Source organism: Streptomyces sp. NPDC102441 (assembly GCF_044765585.1).
Classification (GTDB): domain Bacteria; phylum Actinomycetota; class Actinomycetes; order Streptomycetales; family Streptomycetaceae; genus Streptomyces.
On sequence record NZ_JBIWKH010000006.1, the window covers coordinates 346,539 to 363,165 of the forward strand.

The following is a 16,627-nucleotide window of genomic DNA, read 5'->3' on the forward strand; positions in this document are numbered from 1 at the left end:
CCGGCGCTGTGCGCCCCCCTCACGGTGCGCCCCGCCCCCCCCCCCCCCCCCGGCCCCCCCCCCCCCCCCCCCCCGGGGGGGCCCCCCCCCCGGGGGGGGGCCGCCCCTCTCGGCCTGCCGGCCCGGTGAGCCGGTCAGTTGTGGCCGAAGCGCTTCTGGTGCTTGCGCGCGACATCGGCCGGGCTGCCCTGGGCCTGCGACTGAGGCTGGGTCTGCGACTCGTACGCCGTCGACTTCGCCTCCTCGGCGCCGCGCTCGGCGGCGGACGCGCGGTCCTGCTCGCTGCCCTGCTTGCGGTTCTTGTTCTTCGCCATCGTGATGCCTCCTGTGGGGGATCTGGGGGTCCAGAACCGCTGTCAGACTCACATGGCACCGCAAAGGCCGCATGTTGGATCATTACCGAGCGTAGTAGGCGGGGTATCATGCGCCGCTTCCGGATCCGCCACGCCGATGATCGAGTTCCGGACCTTAACCCCCCTGCCGTCGGGCAGACTCGAAGGAAACCCTGAGTAAGCGAACCCGGGACGGCGGACCTACCCCCCATGTCAGGGCCCGCTGATCCGCTCCCGAATTGGAAGAGGGTGGAACGCGTGGACCGTTGCGTCGTCCTGGTGGACGCCGGCTACTTGCTGGGCGCAGCCGCGAGTCTGCTGGCCGGGGAGCCCGCCCGTTCCCGCATCACCGTTGACCACGCGGCCCTGATCCAGGGCCTGCGCGAGCGCGCGGAGGCCGACACGGAACAGCCTCTGCTGCGTATCTACTGGTTCGACGGCGCCCCCGACCGTGTGCCGCAGCCCGAGCACCGCAGACTGCGGGTCATGCCTCGGGTGACCGTCCGGCTCGGCGCTCTCACCCGCAGTGACGGCCGGTGGGCACAGAAGGGTGTCGACGCTGCCATGCACGCCGAACTGACCGAGCTGGCGAGGAACCGCGCCTGCTCCGACGTGGTGCTCGTGACCGGTGACGGCGATCTGCTGCCCGGGCTCATGTCGGCCAAGGAGCACGGCGTCGCCGTCCACCTCTGGGCCGTCCAGGCCGCCGACGGCGACTACAACCAGTCCGAGGACCTCGTCGCCGAGGCCGACGAGCGGCGGGTGCTCGACCGGGCCTGGATCACCAAGGCCGTACGGGCCAAGGAGACGGGCGGCGTGTGCGCGCCCCCGCCCGTCCCGCGCCCCGAGATCGCCGCGATCCTGTCCGCCCCGCTGCCCGAGGCGGCCCTCGCCGCCTCCGCCGAGCGGGCGTCGGAGGCCCAGGCCGCCGCGGCCCGTAACGGCACCGGCGCGGCGGACACGGAGACCGCCCCGCACACTCCGCCCGCCGCCGCGCACAAGGGCGTCCCCACGCCCAAGGACCTGGCGAGCCTGCGCGCACCCGGAACACAGACCGCGCAGCACACCGCGCAGCCGCCTGCCCCGAACGCGACGCTGCGCTGGTCGTCCGACAGGGGCTGGGTCGAGCGAGGCGGGCCCCTCGGCGAGCCGGCCGAGACCGCTTCCCTGCCGACCCTGGCCCAGCTCACCAGCGCCGAACAGCGCTGGGCGGACCGGGAGGAGGACATCACCACCGTCGGCGGCGACCCCTTCGAGGTCGGCCAGGTCTTCGCCCGGCGCTGGATGGAACGGCTGCCTGAAGCCGTCCACCTGCAGAAGCTCTCGACGATGTACCCGCGCATCCCGCACCGCATCGACGGCGAAGTGCTGAGATACGCGGCCCGCTTCGGGCTGCTCGCGCACAAGGACGACCAGATCGACGAGCACGACCGCTATGCCATCCGGGCGGGGTTCTGGCGTGAGATCGACGTACGGGCCGCCGCCGAGCCCGCCACCGCGGGGGAGTGAGCGGGGCGCCACTGCCCCGCCCCGGACGCAATACGGGGCATCCGACCCCGTAGGCTCATCCCTCGTGAGTACGGGCACAGCACAGGCACAGGCACAGACCGGGACCGTGTGCGCGGTGCGTGATCTGGTCAAGACCTACCCCGCCGTCCGCGGCCGCCGCGGCCGGGCCGCCACCCCCGAGGTGCGCGCCACCGACGGGGTCCGCCTCGATGTCCGGCGCGGCGAGATCTTCGGACTGCTCGGGCCCAACGGCGCCGGCAAGTCCACGCTCGTACGCCAGCTCACCGGACTGATGCGCCCCGACTCCGGGAGCGTCGAGGTGCTGGGCCACGACCTCGTGCGCCACCCCGAGCGGGCCTCGCGGCTCATCGGTTACCTGGGCCAGGAGTCCACCGCCCTCGACGAGCTGACCGTGTCGCTCGCCGCCGAGACCACCGGCCGGCTCAGGGGACTGCCCGTACGGGAGGCCCGCGCCGCCCGCGACGACGTGCTGGAGGAGCTCGGGATCACCGGCCTCGCCGGACGCCCGCTGAAGAAGCTGTCCGGCGGGCAGCGGCGGCTCGCCTGCTTCGCCGCGACACTGGTCGGCGCCCGCCCCCTGCTGGTGCTGGACGAGCCGACGACCGGTATGGACCCCGTCGCCCGGCGCTCCGTCTGGTCCGCCGTCGACCGGCGGCGGGCCGAGCACGGGGCGACGGTGCTGCTCGTGACCCACAACGTCATCGAGGCCGAGACCGTGCTGGACAGGGTGGCCGTCATGGAGCGCGGCAAGGTCATCGCCTGTGACACCCCGTCCGGGCTGAAGGAACGGGTGGCCGGCGAGGTGCGCGTCGAGCTGGTCTGGCGCGAGCGCGCACCGCTGGACGTCCCCGAGGTGGCCGCGCTCCGCGAGTCCGCGCAGGAATCGGGGCGCAAGTGGGTGCTGCGGCTCGGACCCGACGAGGCGCGTGCCGCGGTGGCCGCGGTGACCGGCGGGGCGGCCTTCTCCTCGCTCGACGACTTCACGCTGGCCACGCCCAGCCTGGAGGACGTCTACCTGGCGCTCGGCGGGGACGCCGCCCGGGCCACCGACGGTCTGGTGAAGGCGTGAGCAGGACGGTGAACGTGTCGCGATACGTGTCGGAGTCGAACGGGAGCACTGCCAGGTGACGAGCATCGTTCCCACGGAGTCCGCGAAGGTCACCGGGCCGAAGGTGCGGACCTCCCCGGCGCGGAACGGCCGGCCCGCACATACCGCGCCCGCGGCCCTCGCGCCGAGGGCCAGGCTGTTTCCGTCGCTGGCCGCCGTGTACCGGGCGCAGCTCTCGCGGGCGAGGGTCGCGCGGATCCCGCTGCTCTTCGTGGCGACCTTCCAGTCCGTCGGGATCATGGTGCTGATGCGTGGCGTCGTCGACGGCGGTGCGGAGGCCCGGGCCGTCGTCGCGGGCTCCAGCGTGCTGGTCGTGGCCTTCGTCGCGCTCAACCTGCTCGCCCAGTACTTCGGCCAGCTCCGGGCCGGCGGCGGGCTCGACCACTACGCGACGCTGCCGGTGCCGCCGGCCGCGGTGGTGCTGGGGGCGGCGGGCGCGTACGCCTCGTTCACCGTGCCCGGCACGATCGTCACGGCGGTGGCGGGCAGCGCGCTGTTCGGCCTTCCGATGACGCACCTGTGGGTGCTCGTCGCCGTCATCCCGCTCTCCGGGGCCGCGCTCTCCGGCCTGGGCGCCGCGCTCGGGCTGCTGGCGCCACGGCAGGAGGTCGCGACGCTGCTCGGGCAGCTGGGCATGTCAGCGGCGCTGCTGCTGGGGGTGCTGCCGGCCGAGCGGCTGCCCGGGCCGGTCGGGTGGGCGCGCGACCTGCTTCCCTCGACCTACGGCGTCGAGGCGCTGGCCCGGTCCTTCGACGCACACCCCGACTGGGCGGTCGTCGCCCTCGACCTCGCGGTGTGCGCGGCGGTCGGTGTGCTCTCGCTGGCCGTGGCCACGTGGGCGTACCGGCGTGCGGCGGTCCGGTGAGGCGGCGCACGTGTCGGCCTGGCACGATGGCACCGTGACCGCACCGTTGACGCCGCCGCACCAGCCCCAGCCCGACGACCCGTGGCAGGCCCCGCCCTCCGGGTCGCATGCCGTGCCCGGCGAGCGGCCGGGCCCGCACGAACTGCGTGCGGAGCTACGGCAGGGCGCGGTGATCACCGCGGTGCTGACGGTTGCGGGTGCCGGACTCGGGCTGCTCTGGCTGTGGCTGGCTCCGCGGGTGCCGCTGGTCTCCGACGACACCGCCGTGTTCCTCAAGAACAGCGAGGGCGAGGAGGCCATCGGGGCCGACGGCACCTTCGTCCTGCTGGCCCTCGCCTTCGGCCTGGTCTCGGCCGCCGTCGTGTTCCTCCTGCGCCGGCGCGGGGGCGTTCCGCTGGTGGTGGGTCTCGCCCTGGGCGGGCTGCTCGGCTCCCTGCTGGCGTGGGGGATCGGCACCTGGTTCGGGCCGACCTCCGATGTGGTGGCCCACGCCAAGGAGGCCGGCAAGGGTGTCACCTTCGACGCGCCGCTGGAGCTTCACGCGGTGGGGGCGGCGATGCTCGCCTGGCCCATCGCGGCGATGCTCGTGCACCTGGGGCTGACCGGGCTGTTCGGGCCGCGGGATCCTGAGCCGGAGTGGGAGCTCACCTACGGTGCGCCCCAGGCCGAGGAACGGGCCGAGCCCGCTGCCGGTGGTGCCGAGTGGCCGGGAGCCGAGGACGGCCTGCCGGCGGACAAGCCGGACCCAGGGCGTCCGTAGCGGTTCCCGGAGGCCTCGTACGGGTTTTTCCCGGCGCTGTCCTTCCGCTCGCGTCCGGGTCGTTTCCGCCTCGCGGTCAGGGGCAGGCGACTGGGTGAGCTCCTACGAAAGGACCGACATGAGCGCCGGAGAGAAGAGCAAGGCCAAGACCGAGCAGATCGTCGGGAAGGCCGTACGCAAGGTTGCCCACGCGGTCGGTGACGAGACCACCGCGGCCAAGGGCGCGGCCCTGGAGGCCCGGGGCAAGGGCCGGGACACCAAGGAGAAGTCGAAGGGCGTCTTCAAGCGCTGAACCGGGTGCCCGCGGAGGCGGTCCGTGTCTCCGGTCCGGTGTACGTCAGCGGGGTGCGGCGGCAGCGCACCGCACACAGGTCGTCGCTGCCGGACGTACCTCCAGCCGGTCCGGTGGGATCGGCTCACGGCACGCCTCGCAGCGACCGTATTCGCCCCGCTCCAGCCGTTCCAGGGCCCGGGCCACCTCTTCCAGGTGGTCCCGCGCCCGGTCCAGCAGTGAGGCGACATGGGCCCGCTCGAAGGCGGTGCTGGATCCCTCCGGGTCGTGCTCGTCGTCGACCGCCACCAGCGCGTTCGCCTCGACGATCCCGTCGAAATCACGCTGAAGGGCCGCGAGCAGGGACTCCGTGTCACGGCGTTCCGCGAGCAGCCGCTCGCTGGCGGACACGCGTTCGTCCGGTCCGGCACGCTCCGGAGAAGGAAATTCGTTCACCTGTGCGGCAACGATCGCGTCCGGGTCCGCATTCCGCGCGCCCCCTCCGGCAGACGTCGGAGGGGGCGCGCGTCTACGTCCGGCCGATCGGCGCCAGGGTGGCGTCCGTCAGGGCCGCCAGGTCCGTGGGGGAGAGTTCCACCTCCAGGCCGCGGCGGCCCGCCGAGACGCAGACCGTGGGGTGCGACCCGGCCGACGCGTCCAGCACCGTACGCAGGCGTCTGCGCTGGCCCAGGGGGGAGATGCCGCCCCTCACATAGCCCGTGGTGCGTTCCGCCGCCGACGGGTCCGCCATGGCAGCCCGCTTGCCGCCCACCGCCGACGCCAGCGCCTTCAGGTCCAGGGATCCCGCGACGGGGACGACGGCGACGACCAGCTCGCCGTCGACGTCGGCGACCAGGGTCTTGAACACCCGGTCGGCGGAGACCCCGAGCGCTTCGGCCGCCTCCTCGCCGTAGGACGGGGACGAGGGGTCGTGGTCGTACGAGTGGACCGTGAACGCGGTGCCGGACGCGGTCAGCGTGACCGTGGCAGGGGTGGAGCCGGGCTGCTGCTTCCTGGACTTCTTCGCCACCGGGCAGGTCCTCGGGGTCAGTTGGGGTACGTCGGGTCGCGGGTCAGCTCGGAAGCCGGCAGCGACGGCAGGTGCCGGATGACGGCCGTCTCCCTGCGCAGGAGCGCCAGCTCCTCGCGCAGCCGGGTCGCGGTGTCCGGGGCCTGGAGCAGCCGCTGCTTCGTCGGGATGTCGAGCACGGCGGCGGCGGCCACGAGATACGAGACGACGGACGGGTCGTCGGGCAGGTCCGCGCCGGTCGTCAGGGAGCGCTCGCTCGCTCCGGCCAGCCGCTTCTGGTAGCTGCGGAAGGCGCGCAGGACGCCCTCCGCGAGTGCCCCCGCCTCGTCCGTGGGCGAGTCCTCGCCCTCCGCGGCCCCCGGGTCCTCGGGCAGCTCCTCGACCTCGGCCGTCAGGAAGGGGCCGCTCGCGTCGACGGAGAGCAGCCGGACCCGCGTGGTGCCGGTCGCCAGGACCTCGTAGCTGCCGTCGGCGCGCTCACGGATCTTCGCCGCGTCCGCGACGCAGCCGACCCGGTGGAAGGTCTGGATGGGATCGGGGCCGAAGCCGTCGGCCGGGGCGCGCTCCGTGGGGGGCGCGACAGCGGCCGTGTCCGGCATTCCGGTGGTCGTCGGGGCGGTCTCGCGGCCGTCGCGGATCGCGACCACCACGAAGTGGCGCGGTTCGTCCTCGTCGATCTCGACGAGGACGCGCATCATGGCGCGATAACGCTCCTCGAAGACGTTGAGCGGCAGCACGAGGCCGGGGAACAGCACCGCGTTCAGCGGGAAGAGGGGCAGGCGAGCGGTGGTCACAACGGCCAAGCCTAATGGCCGCGGCGCCCGTTGTGTTCCGGCCGCCCGCACAGGGGCGTGGAAGAGGCCACCCGGAGCCGGACATCCGCCCGCGCGTCGAGGAATCCGCCGAGCGCCTCCCCTGTCACGGACGCCCACGGGAACGATGTCGCGTACGGCCCGATCAGCCGGAACTGCTCCAGTGCCTCCACCGCGCGGCCCCGCGCGACCAGGACGTAGGCCAGGAGGTTACGGGCCTCCGCCGGCCAGGGATCACCGGCGGGGAACCCGGCAGAGAGCCTGATGGCGAGGTCGGCAGCGGCATCGATCCGGTCCGTCTGCACGGAGGTCGCCCGGGCGGCCGCCCTCCCGTCCCGCAACAGGGCGAAGGCCGCCCGTACGGGGAGCGCCTGCACCAGGGAGTCCCCGGCGGCGTCCTCGGCGGCCCGCTCGGCGAAGTCGAAGCATTCGCGGTGGGAGCCGTACCACTCGGCCGAGAGGTAGCGCAGAGCGGCGACATGGCTGCCGTAGTGGTGCGGGGAGCGGCGCACGGCCTGCTCCCACAGCGACTCGAAGACCGTGTGCGGGGCATGCGTGCCCCGCGCGTGGTCGAGCGCGAGCCGCCACGGCACCGGGTCATGGGGATCGGCCTCCGCCGCCGCGGTGATCAGCGGGCCCATCTCGCGCAGCAGCTCGGCGTGGGCGGGGGACTCCCAGGCGCGGCGCACCGCCAGCGCCGCCTTGACGAGCAGGGCGTCCGGGTCGCGCGGGGCCGCGGCCAGCCAGCAGGTGAGCCACCCGTCGCGGCTGCGCGCGAAGGCGACCAGCCGCGCCAGGGTGCGGTCGCGGATCTCCCAGTCGGCGGCGTCCCGGGTGGTGGCGAGGAGCTTCGCCGCGGGCTCGAAGTCACCCAGGGCCGCCGCCACCAGCGCGGGGGAGAGCCGTTCGTCGGGGGCGTCGAGCATCACCGCGTCGTCCGCCGGCAGCTCGGCCGTCAGCCCGGGGCCGTACCGGAACGTGCGCGCGGAGCTCAGCAGTGCGCGGAGGAAAGCCATGGTGCAGACCATTGAAAAGCCCTGGTGGGGGCTGCGCCAGAGGGGCACTGTGAAGCTTCTGTAGCGAGTGGGAGGGTTGCCCTGAACGAGGTCAAGAAAGGGCAAAGGAAGCGGGTTTGGCCGGCTTGATTCCGACCGTACGGTTGCCGATAACCGCCCGTCCGGCCGGACCTCGATCAGCCTTTCGACCGCTGTGCCGACAGGGGTCCGGCCGGGCGGGGCGCCGCTCCCCGGTCAGCCTCGCCGCAGCAGCCGGGACGCGCCCGCCGCCACCGTCGTGGCCAGTATCCACCCCAGCAGCACGAGGGCGGCCGCTGTCCACTGCCAGCCGCCCTCCAGCAGCCAGTAACCGTCCTGCCCGAGATCGATCACCGGCACCAGCAGATCCAGCGCGTACAGCGCGGGATTCCACTCCGGATGCTCGCTGCCCTTGATCGACTCCGGGCGGTACTGCGAGAAGGCCACCGCCCCCGCCGCCCACAGCACCGCCATCCAGACCAGCGCGCGCCCCGGCCGGTAGCCGTACGCCACCGTCCAGTCCTGCAGATAGCCCCACATCCTCCCGGCGGGCGGCAGTGTCTCGCGCCGGCGCCGCTGCTTGGCCAGCAGCACCTCCCGGGCGTCCGCGTCCTCCCCGCAGCTGCGGAGCACCGCCGCGAGACGCTCGTACGGCTCCGGCACGTACTCCGGGGTCGCGGCCAGCACCCACTCCAGGCGCCGGGAGAGCGGGAAATGGCCGTACGGCACGAGGTTCTCGTAGACGAAGCCGCCCATCGCCAGGCCGCCCGGGCCGGGCCAGCTGGTCGACACGTCGATCAGCGTGACCACCTTCGCGCCGTTCAGCACGACCCTGCCCTCCTGCGGGCGCTCCGCGTTGAAGCGCAGCTCGGGCGTCACGATCCGGCGCATCGACAACTCCTCGCGGTCGCCGAGCACGAACCGGGCCTTGTGCAGGTCCACCGCGTCCCCGAACCGGCCGTCGTCGAGCCGCACGGCGCCCCGGCACTCGAAGACCTGCGCACGCGCCGCGCGCGCCGGACCCCCGCCACGCGCGATACCGAACGGGGGAGTGGTGCCCTGGTTCCCCGTGTCGATGCTCACCCAGGCCTCGGTCATGTACAGCGTGCGCTCCACGCTCAGCTGCGGGGCGTTCAGCGCCCGCCGCCCGTCCGTGGCGCGCAGCCTGCTGCCGCGCAGGCTCAGCGAACCGCCGACCTTCGCCCCGCGCAGGCTCAGCTCACCGCGCGTCTCGATCATCTCGGCCTGCAGGTCCTGCGCCACACACATCCCGTCGCCCACGAAGGCGCGGCCACGCCGGTCGGGGCCGATGGCGATCTGGTTGATCAGCAGGTCCGTGCCGATCTGGGCATCGGTCAGCCGGATACCGCGCTCGATCCGGCAGCGCGGCAGATGCAGATCGCCCTCCGTGTGCAGCCGGGCCGCGTCCAGCCTCGGCACCGCGCAGCTCACCATCCGCAGCGTGGTGAAGTGGCACTCGGGCAGGACGACCTCCTGCTCGAAGCGGCAGGCCGTGAGCTCGACGTACGGAGACACCCGGCCGCCCGCCAGGTCCAGCTTCCCGGTGATCCGCACGCCCCGGAGCTTCAGCGCGGCCACCCGCCCCGGCCGTGCGGGCGGGCCGTCGAGGAGCAGGCGCGCCACCGTACGCGCGCCGACACTGCGCTCGGGGCCCCAGGTGTGCGGGGCGAAGGGGTCGTCGCGCACCGGATCGTGGACACGTAGATCGTAGGTCGTGCCATTACGGAAGGACTGCCACATACCCAGCTCCGCGGCGCTGAGCCCGTCGGGGATCTCGCCGTCGTGCGGTTCGGTCACTGCCTCACCTCCGCCTGCGCGGTCCGACCCGCGCTTCGTACAGTCGTTCTTCCCTCTGTGTGACCAAGTGAACGCTAATGGTCAGCAGTGACAGCCGGGACATGTATCAGCCAGTGATACGGGCGACCGGACGCCTGAAGCGGTCTGAGAGAATTGCGGTGTGATCTCTCGAATCGATCTGCGCGGTACCGCCCTCCCCGAGGGCGGCGCCCTGCGCGACCTGCTGCCCCGTGCCGAGTTCGACGTGGAAGCCGCCCTGGAGACGGTGCGGCCCATCTGCGAGGACGTACGCCATCGTGGATCGGCGGCAGTGATCGAGTGGGGAGAGAAATTCGACGGTGTGCGCCTGGACTCGGTCCGGGTGCCCGCCGACGCGATCACCGGGGCGCTGGAGCGTCTCGACCCCGCCGTGCGGGCAGCGCTCGAGGAGTCCGTCCGCCGCGCCCGCCTCGTCCACCGTGAGCAGCGCCGCACCACGCACACCACCCAGGTCGTCCCCGGCGGCACGGTCACCGAGAAGTGGGTGCCCGTCGAGCGCGTCGGGCTCTACGTCCCCGGCGGACGCTCGGTCTACCCCTCGTCCGTCGTCATGAACGTCGTCCCGGCCCAGGAGGCCGGCGTCGAGGGCATCGCCGTCGCGTCCCCGCCCCAGAAGGAGTTCGGCGGACTGCCGCACCCCACGATCCTCGCCGCCTGCGCCCTCCTCGGCGTCGACGAGGTCTACGCCGCGGGCGGCGCCCAGGCCGTCGCGATGTTCGCGTACGGCACCGAGGACTGCCCGCCCGTCAACCTCGTCACCGGCCCCGGCAACATCTACGTCGCCGCCGCCAAGCGCCTCCTCAAGGGCCGCATCGGCATCGACGCCGAGGCCGGACCCACCGAGATCGCGATCCTCGCCGACGCGAGCGCCGACCCGGTCCATGTCGCCGCCGACCTGATCAGCCAGGCCGAGCACGACCCGATGGCCGCCGCCGTCCTCGTCACCGACTCCGAGGCACTGGCCGCCGCCACCGAGGCCGAGCTGAAGCCGCAGGTCGCCGCGACCAAGCACGTCACGGACCGGATCGAGCCCGCGCTGGCCGGCCGCCAGTCCGCGATCGTCCTGGTCTCCTCGATCGAGGACGGCCTCAAGGTCGTCGACGCGTACGCCGCCGAGCACCTGGAGATCCAGACGGAGAACGCCGCGGCCGTCGCCGGCCGGGTCCGCAACGCCGGAGCGGTCTTCGTCGGACCCTGGTCGCCCGTCTCCCTCGGCGACTACTGCGCCGGCTCCAACCACGTCCTGCCCACCGGTGGCTGCGCCTGCCACTCCTCGGGCCTGTCCGTGCAGTCCTTCCTGCGCGGCATCCACATCGTCGACTACACCCGCGACGCCCTCGCCGAGGTCACCCACCACGTGGTGACCCTCGCCGAGGCGGAGGACCTCCCCGCCCACGGCGCCGCGCTCAAGGCCAGGTTCGGCTGGAAGGTTCCGCAAGCGTGACGAACAGCAGCAACGCCTGGGACGCGCTCCCGATCCGCGACGAACTGCGCGGCCAGTCACCGTACGGGGCGCCCCAGCTCGACGTGCCGGTCCGGCTGAACACCAACGAGAATCCGTACTCCCTGCCCGACGCCCTCGTCGACCGCATCGCCGAGCGGGTCCGCGAGGCCGCCCGAGACCTCAACCGCTACCCCGACCGCGACGCCGTGGAGCTCCGCACCGAGCTCGCCCGCTACCTCACCCGCACCGCGGGACACGAGGTCGCCGCGGCCAACGTCTGGGCGGCCAACGGGTCCAACGAGGTCCTCCAGCAGCTGCTGCAGACCTTCGGCGGTCCCGGGCGCACCGCGATCGGCTTCGAGCCCTCGTACTCCATGCACGCCCTCATCGCCCGCGGCACCGGCACCGGCTGGATCTCCGGACCGCGCAACGAGGACTTCACCATCGACGTGGAGGCCGCGAAGAAGACCGTCGCCGAGCACCGGCCCGAGGTCGTCTTCATCACCTCGCCCAACAACCCCACCGGCACCGCCGTGGACTCGGACACCGTCGTCGCCCTGTACGACGCGGCCCAGGCCGCCCGGCCCTCGATGGTCGTCGTCGACGAGGCGTACGGCGAGTTCAGCCACCACCCCTCGCTGCTCCCGCTGATCGAGGGCCGCCCGCACCTGGTGCTCTCGCGCACCATGTCCAAGGCGTTCGGCGCGGCGGGCCTGCGCCTCGGCTACCTCGCGGCGGCCCCCGCCGTCGTCGACGCGGTCCAGCTGGTGCGCCTGCCGTACCACCTGTCGTCGATCACGCAGGCCACCGCGCTCGCCGCCCTGGAGCACACCGATACGCTGCTCGGGTACGTCGCGCAGCTCAAGCGCGAGCGCGACCGGCTGGTCGACGGCCTGCGGGAGCTCGGCTTCGCCGTCACCGACTCGGACGCCAACTTCGTCCAGTTCGGCCGCTTCGCCGACAGCCACACCGCCTGGCAGCAGATCCTCGACCGGGGCGTCCTGGTCCGGGACAACGGCGTACCGGGGTGGCTGCGGGTATCCGCGGGAACCCCGGCAGAGAACGACGCGTTCCTCGATGCGGTGCGCGAACTGAAGAAGGAGCACGACGCATGAGCCGCGTAGGCAGGGTGGAACGGACCACCAAGGAGACCTCCGTGCTCGTCGAGATCAACCTCGACGGCACAGGCAAGGTCGATGTCGCGACCGGGGTCGGCTTCTACGACCACATGCTCGACCAGCTCGGCCGGCACGGGCTCTTCGACCTCACGGTCAAGACCGAGGGCGACCTGCACATCGACTCGCACCACACCATCGAGGACACCGCCCTCGCGCTCGGCGCCGCCTTCAAGCAGGCGCTCGGAGACAAGGTCGGCATCTACCGCTTCGGCAACTGCACCGTCCCGCTGGACGAGTCGCTCGCCCAGGTCACCGTCGACCTCTCCGGCCGCCCCTACCTGGTGCACACCGAGCCGGAGAAGATGGCGCCGATGATCGGCGAGTACGACACGACGATGACCCGGCACATCCTGGAGTCCTTCGTCGCCCAGGCGCAGATCGCCCTGCACGTCCACGTCCCGTACGGCCGCAACGCCCACCACATCGTGGAGTGCCAGTTCAAGGCGCTGGCCCGCGCCCTGCGCTACGCCAGCGAGCACGACCCGCGCGCAGCCGGAATCCTTCCGTCCACGAAGGGCGCACTGTGACCGGCCTCAACACCGTTCTGATCCTCGTCGGTCTCTTCCTGGCCGGCGGCGTGTACTCCTTCTGGAAGCAGGGCATGCCCAAGGGCGTCGTCGTGCTCCTCGGGATCGGCTCCGTGATGTGCCTGGTGGCTGGCGTCATGCGGATCCAGGGACTCTGGGACTGAGGTAAGAGGACTGTGAGCGACAAGAAGAAGATCGTCGTCTTCGACTACGGCTTCGGCAACGTCCGATCCGCCGAGCGGGCCCTCGCCCACGTCGGCGGGGACGTGGAGATCACCCGCGACTTCGACACCGCGATGAACGCCGACGGGCTGCTCGTCCCCGGTGTCGGCGCCTTCTCCGCCTGCATGGCGGGCCTGAAGCAGGCGCGCGGCGAATGGATCGTCGGCCGCAGGCTGTCCGGCGGCCGTCCCGTCATGGGCATCTGCGTCGGGATGCAGATCCTGTTCGAGCGTGGCATCGAGCACGGCGTCGAGACGGAGGGCCTCGACGAGTGGCCCGGCACCGTGGGACCGCTGAAGGCCGACGTCGTGCCGCACATGGGGTGGAACACCGTCGAATCCCCCGAGGGGTCCCGGCTCTTCGCAGGTCTGGACGCCGAGGCCCGTTACTACTTCGTGCACTCCTACGCGGCGCACGACTGGTCCCTCGAAGTGACCAACGCCAAGATCCGTGCCCCCAAGGTCACTTGGGCCACCCACGGAGAGCGGTTCGTGGCCGCCGTCGAGAACGGCGCGCTGTGGGCCACCCAGTTCCACCCCGAGAAGTCCGGCGATGCCGGCGCCCAGCTGCTGACCAACTGGATCGAGACGCTGTAATGCCGAAGCTTGAACTGCTCCCCGCCGTAGATGTCCGCGACGGACAGGCCGTCCGCCTCGTGCACGGCGAGTCCGGCTCCGAGACCTCCTACGGCTCCCCGCTCGAGGCGGCCCTCGCCTGGCAGAGCTCCGGCGCCGAGTGGCTGCACCTCGTCGACCTGGACGCCGCCTTCGGCACCGGCGACAACCGCGCGCTGATCGCCGAGGTGGCCGGCGCCATGGACATCAAGGTCGAGCTCTCCGGCGGTATCCGTGACGACGCCTCCCTCGAAGCCGCCCTCGCCACCGGCTGCCGCCGGGTCAACCTCGGCACCGCCGCCCTGGAGAGCCCCGAGTGGGTCGCCAAGGTCATCGCCCGGCACGGCGACAAGATCGCCGTCGGCCTCGACGTCCGGGGCACGACGCTGCGCGGACGCGGCTGGACCCGCGACGGCGGCGACCTCTACGAGACGCTCGCCCGCCTCGACTCCGAGGGCTGCGCGCGCTACGTCGTGACCGACATCGCGAAGGACGGCACGCTGCAGGGCCCCAACCTCGCCCTCCTGCGGGACGTCTGCGCCGCCACCGACAAGCCCGTCGTCGCGTCCGGCGGCGTCTCCTCGCTGGCCGACCTCCGCGCGATCTCCCTGCTCGTCCCGGAAGGCGTCGAGGGAGCGATCGTCGGCAAGGCGCTGTACGCCGAGGCGTTCACCCTGGAAGAGGCCCTCAAGGCGGTCGCCGGATGACGGACTCCGTACGCCGCGTCTCCTCGGGCGGGCCCTGGGAGGAGAAGTTCGGCTACTCCCGCGCGGTCCAGCTGCCGAACGGGCTCGTCCTCGTCGCGGGCTGCACGTCCGTGGTCAGCGGCGAGATCTCCGCAGGCGGTCCGTACGAGCAGGCCGTCGGCTCCTTCCAGCTCGCCTTCGACGCCCTGAAGCAGGTCGGGCTCGGCCGTGAGGACGTCGTCCGCACCCGGATGTACATCACGCACGCCCGCGACGTCGACGAGGTGGGCCGCGCCCACAAGGAGCTCTTCGACGACGTCCGTCCCGCCGCCTCCATGATCATCGTGTCCGGCTTCGTCGACCCCTCCCTCGTCGTCGAGGTCGAGGTCGAGGCCTACCGGGCAGGTGAGCGATGACCCTCGCCGTACGGGTCATCCCGTGCCTGGACGTCGACAAGGGCCGTGTCGTCAAGGGCGTCAACTTCCAGAACCTGCGCGACGCGGGCGACCCCGTCGAGATGGCCAAGCTGTACGACGCCGAAGGCGCCGACGAGCTGACCTTCCTGGACATCACCGCCTCCAGCGGTGACCGCGAGACGACGTACGACGTGGTGCGCCGCACCGCCGAGCAGGTCTTCATCCCGCTCACCGTCGGCGGCGGGGTCCGCACCCCCGACGACGTCGACAAGCTGCTGCGCGCCGGGGCCGACAAGGTCGGGGTCAACACCGCCGCCATCGCCCGCCCCGACCTCATCCGCGAGATCGCCGAACGGTTCGGGCGCCAGGTGCTGGTGCTCTCCGTCGACGCCAGGCGCACCCCCGAGGGCACCTTCGAGGTGACGACCCACGGCGGCCGCAGGGGCACCGGCATCGACGCCGTCGAGTGGGCGCACCGGGCGGCCGAGCTCGGGGCGGGGGAGATCCTGCTCAACTCGATGGACGCCGACGGCACGAAGGACGGCTACGACACCGAGATGATCAAGGCGGTACGTGCCCAGGTCACCGTCCCCGTCATCGCCTCGGGCGGCGCGGGCCGGCTGGGGGATTTCGCCCCGGCCGTCGGCGCGGGTGCCGACGCGGTCCTCGCCGCGTCCGTCTTCCACTTCGGTGACCTGCGGATCTCCGAGGTCAAGGGCGCTCTGCGCGAGGCCGGACACCCCGTTCGCTGAGCCCGGTCGGGGAGATCGCCGGTCGCGAAGACCGGCGATCTCGCCGATGTGGGCCCGGAGGGAGCGCCGCCAGAGTGGCGCCGTCAACGAATGACGGCACCACCCACGCGGTGCTCCCCCGATGGCCCCCGGACGACGGGGCCGCCGGATGCCGCGGTGTGGTTCGCCACAACCGAGAGGATCCCCCCTCGTGCAGCAGCACCTCCCCTCCGGCGACATCTCCCCCCACCGCCACCGGATGTCGAAGAGCCGCTCCCGCACCGTCAAGTTCGCGGTCGCCGCGGCGGCCGCCACGGCCGGTCTGGTCACGGCGCTGATGCCGGGCGCGCAGGCCGCCGACAACCCGTACGAGCGCGGTCCCGCCCCGAGCAACTCGAGCATCGAGGCGAGCCGTGGCTCGTACGCGACGTCCCAGACGACCGTCTCCTCGCTGAGTGTCAGCGGCTTCGGCGGCGGCACGATCTACTACCCGACGTCCACGTCCGACGGTACGTTCGGCGCGGTCGTCATCTCACCCGGCTTCACCGCCTACCAGTCGAGCATCGCCTGGCTGGGCCCGCGTCTGGCCTCCCAGGGCTTCGTGGTGTTCACCATCGACACCAACACCACGGCGGACCAGCCGGCCAGCCGGGGCGACCAGTTGCTCGCCGCGCTGGACTACCTCACCGGGGACAGCTCGGCCCGTACCCGGGTCGACTCCTCCCGGCTCGGTGTGATGGGGCACTCCATGGGCGGCGGCGGCACGCTGGAGGCCGCGAAGGACCGTCCGTCGCTGCAGGCGGCGATCCCGCTGACCGGCTGGAACACGGACAAGACCTGGCCCGAGCTGAAGACCCCGACCTTGGTCGTCGGCGCGGACGGCGACACGATCGCACCCGTCGCCTCACACTCGGAACCGTTCTACAACTCGCTGCCGAGCTCGCTGGACAAGGCGTATCTGGAGCTCCGGGGTGCCACGCACTTCACCCCGAACACGTCGAACACGACGATCGCGAAGTACAGCATCTCGTGGCTGAAGCGCTTCATCGACAACGACACCCGCTACGAGCAGTTCCTCTGCCCGCTGCCGTCGACGAGCCTGACGATCGCCGAGTACAAGGGCAACTGCCCGCACACCTCCTGACCGACAGGACCAGGGGCCGGACCGCGTGCACGCGGTCCGGCCCCTGGTCGTTGTCCGGCCCCTGGT

At 72.4% G+C, this 16,627-nt stretch carries 20 protein-coding genes; 14 read left to right on the forward strand and 6 right to left on the reverse strand.

Annotation, left to right across the window (positions count from 1 at the left end):
- Positions 1-134: 134 nt before the first annotated feature.
- On the reverse strand, positions 135-314 hold the full coding sequence (locus tag ACIREO_RS15705; RefSeq protein WP_404109579.1) for a hypothetical protein: 180 nt from the start codon (positions 312-314) through the stop codon (positions 135-137).
- A 267-nt stretch (positions 315-581) separates the two neighbouring features.
- Here ACIREO_RS15705 and ACIREO_RS15710 point away from each other — a divergent pair, with 267 nt between their 5' ends.
- The 5 genes from ACIREO_RS15710 (at position 582) to ACIREO_RS15730 (ending at position 4,887) form a co-directional block, all read left to right on the forward strand.
- Positions 582-1,841: an NYN domain-containing protein gene (locus ACIREO_RS15710; RefSeq protein WP_404109581.1), complete on the forward strand. Its 1,260-nt coding sequence runs from the start codon at positions 582-584 to the stop codon at positions 1,839-1,841.
- A gap of 106 nt (positions 1,842-1,947) precedes the next feature.
- Positions 1,948-2,931 (forward strand): ABC transporter ATP-binding protein, encoded by a 984-nt coding sequence (locus ACIREO_RS15715; RefSeq protein WP_404109991.1) that lies wholly within the window; start codon positions 1,948-1,950, stop codon positions 2,929-2,931.
- A gap of 55 nt (positions 2,932-2,986) precedes the next feature.
- A complete protein-coding gene (locus ACIREO_RS15720) occupies positions 2,987-3,835 on the forward strand; it encodes an ABC transporter permease (protein ID WP_404109584.1) in 849 nt (282 codons plus the stop codon).
- Positions 3,836-3,869: 34 nt separating this feature from the next.
- Entirely contained in the window at positions 3,870-4,595 is a 726-nt protein-coding gene (locus ACIREO_RS15725; protein ID WP_404109587.1) for an ABC transporter permease, read from the forward strand.
- Between the two features lie 118 nt (positions 4,596-4,713).
- Positions 4,714-4,887, forward strand: a complete 174-nt coding sequence (locus tag ACIREO_RS15730) for a hypothetical protein (RefSeq protein ID WP_404109590.1) — start codon at positions 4,714-4,716, stop codon at positions 4,885-4,887.
- A gap of 45 nt (positions 4,888-4,932) precedes the next feature.
- Here ACIREO_RS15730 and ACIREO_RS15735 read toward each other — a convergent pair whose 3' ends face one another.
- The 5 genes from ACIREO_RS15735 to ACIREO_RS15755 form a co-directional block, all read right to left on the reverse strand.
- On the reverse strand, positions 4,933-5,277 hold the full coding sequence (locus ACIREO_RS15735) for a TraR/DksA family transcriptional regulator (RefSeq protein WP_404109593.1): 345 nt from the start codon (positions 5,275-5,277) through the stop codon (positions 4,933-4,935).
- A 118-nt stretch (positions 5,278-5,395) separates the two neighbouring features.
- The gene (gene ybaK / locus ACIREO_RS15740) at positions 5,396-5,896 is read right to left on the reverse strand and encodes a Cys-tRNA(Pro) deacylase (RefSeq protein WP_404109596.1); all 501 of its coding nucleotides are present in this window, start codon (positions 5,894-5,896) and stop codon (positions 5,396-5,398) included.
- 17 nt (positions 5,897-5,913) lie between these two features.
- Complete coding sequence (locus tag ACIREO_RS15745) at positions 5,914-6,690, reverse strand: LON peptidase substrate-binding domain-containing protein (protein ID WP_404109599.1); 777 nt, start codon at positions 6,688-6,690, stop codon at positions 5,914-5,916.
- An 11-nt stretch (positions 6,691-6,701) separates the two neighbouring features.
- Positions 6,702-7,736: a hypothetical protein gene (locus ACIREO_RS15750; RefSeq protein ID WP_404109601.1), complete on the reverse strand. Its 1,035-nt coding sequence runs from the start codon at positions 7,734-7,736 to the stop codon at positions 6,702-6,704.
- A gap of 222 nt (positions 7,737-7,958) precedes the next feature.
- A complete protein-coding gene (locus ACIREO_RS15755; protein WP_404109603.1) occupies positions 7,959-9,560 on the reverse strand; it encodes an oxidoreductase in 1,602 nt (533 codons plus the stop codon).
- A 160-nt stretch (positions 9,561-9,720) separates the two neighbouring features.
- On the opposite strand from ACIREO_RS15755, the gene hisD reads away from it, so the two are divergent.
- The 9 genes from hisD (at position 9,721) to ACIREO_RS15800 (ending at position 16,561) form a co-directional block, all read left to right on the forward strand.
- A complete protein-coding gene (hisD, locus tag ACIREO_RS15760) occupies positions 9,721-11,043 on the forward strand; it encodes a histidinol dehydrogenase (protein ID WP_404109606.1) in 1,323 nt (440 codons plus the stop codon).
- Positions 11,040-12,158: a histidinol-phosphate transaminase gene (locus ACIREO_RS15765; RefSeq protein ID WP_404109609.1), complete on the forward strand. Its 1,119-nt coding sequence runs from the start codon at positions 11,040-11,042 to the stop codon at positions 12,156-12,158. The genes hisD and ACIREO_RS15765 overlap by 4 nt, the downstream gene beginning before the upstream one ends.
- Complete coding sequence (gene hisB / locus ACIREO_RS15770) at positions 12,155-12,748, forward strand: imidazoleglycerol-phosphate dehydratase HisB (protein WP_031098999.1); 594 nt, start codon at positions 12,155-12,157, stop codon at positions 12,746-12,748. Before ACIREO_RS15765 ends, hisB begins: the two co-directional genes overlap by 4 nt.
- Positions 12,745-12,912 carry a hypothetical protein gene (locus tag ACIREO_RS15775; RefSeq protein WP_014156783.1) on the forward strand — a complete coding sequence of 56 codons (168 nt, stop codon included), beginning with the start codon at positions 12,745-12,747 and terminating at the stop codon, positions 12,910-12,912. Before hisB ends, ACIREO_RS15775 begins: the two co-directional genes overlap by 4 nt.
- 12 nt (positions 12,913-12,924) lie before the next feature.
- Complete coding sequence (gene hisH, locus ACIREO_RS15780) at positions 12,925-13,566, forward strand: imidazole glycerol phosphate synthase subunit HisH (RefSeq protein ID WP_404109612.1); 642 nt, start codon at positions 12,925-12,927, stop codon at positions 13,564-13,566.
- Positions 13,566-14,291, forward strand: a complete 726-nt coding sequence (gene priA, locus ACIREO_RS15785) for a bifunctional 1-(5-phosphoribosyl)-5-((5-phosphoribosylamino)methylideneamino)imidazole-4-carboxamide isomerase/phosphoribosylanthranilate isomerase PriA (protein WP_404109615.1) — start codon at positions 13,566-13,568, stop codon at positions 14,289-14,291. Before hisH ends, priA begins: the two co-directional genes overlap by 1 nt.
- Positions 14,288-14,686 (forward strand): RidA family protein, encoded by a 399-nt coding sequence (locus ACIREO_RS15790; protein WP_404109618.1) that lies wholly within the window; start codon positions 14,288-14,290, stop codon positions 14,684-14,686. The genes priA and ACIREO_RS15790 overlap by 4 nt, the downstream gene beginning before the upstream one ends.
- The gene (gene hisF / locus ACIREO_RS15795; RefSeq protein ID WP_404109621.1) at positions 14,683-15,438 is read left to right on the forward strand and encodes an imidazole glycerol phosphate synthase subunit HisF; all 756 of its coding nucleotides are present in this window, start codon (positions 14,683-14,685) and stop codon (positions 15,436-15,438) included. Before ACIREO_RS15790 ends, hisF begins: the two co-directional genes overlap by 4 nt.
- 190 nt (positions 15,439-15,628) lie before the next feature.
- On the forward strand, positions 15,629-16,561 hold the full coding sequence (locus ACIREO_RS15800; protein WP_404109624.1) for an alpha/beta hydrolase family protein: 933 nt from the start codon (positions 15,629-15,631) through the stop codon (positions 16,559-16,561).
- Positions 16,562-16,627: the final 66 nt, after the last annotated feature.

What these genes read in the sequence shown, in the direction of transcription:
- ACIREO_RS15705 (WP_404109579.1), bottom strand. Translation starts at nt 314, where the DNA reads ATGGCGAAGAACAAGAACCGCAAGCAGGGCAGCGAGCAGGACCGCGCG.
- ACIREO_RS15730 (WP_404109590.1), top strand. Translation starts at nt 4,714, where the DNA reads ATGAGCGCCGGAGAGAAGAGCAAGGCCAAGACCGAGCAGATCGTCGGG.
- ACIREO_RS15750 (WP_404109601.1), bottom strand. Translation starts at nt 7,736, where the DNA reads ATGGTCTGCACCATGGCTTTCCTCCGCGCACTGCTGAGCTCCGCGCGC.
- hisB (WP_031098999.1), top strand. Translation starts at nt 12,155, where the DNA reads ATGAGCCGCGTAGGCAGGGTGGAACGGACCACCAAGGAGACCTCCGTG.
- priA (WP_404109615.1), top strand. Translation starts at nt 13,566, where the DNA reads ATGCCGAAGCTTGAACTGCTCCCCGCCGTAGATGTCCGCGACGGACAG.
- ACIREO_RS15790 (WP_404109618.1), top strand. Translation starts at nt 14,288, where the DNA reads ATGACGGACTCCGTACGCCGCGTCTCCTCGGGCGGGCCCTGGGAGGAG.
- hisF (WP_404109621.1), top strand. Translation starts at nt 14,683, where the DNA reads ATGACCCTCGCCGTACGGGTCATCCCGTGCCTGGACGTCGACAAGGGC.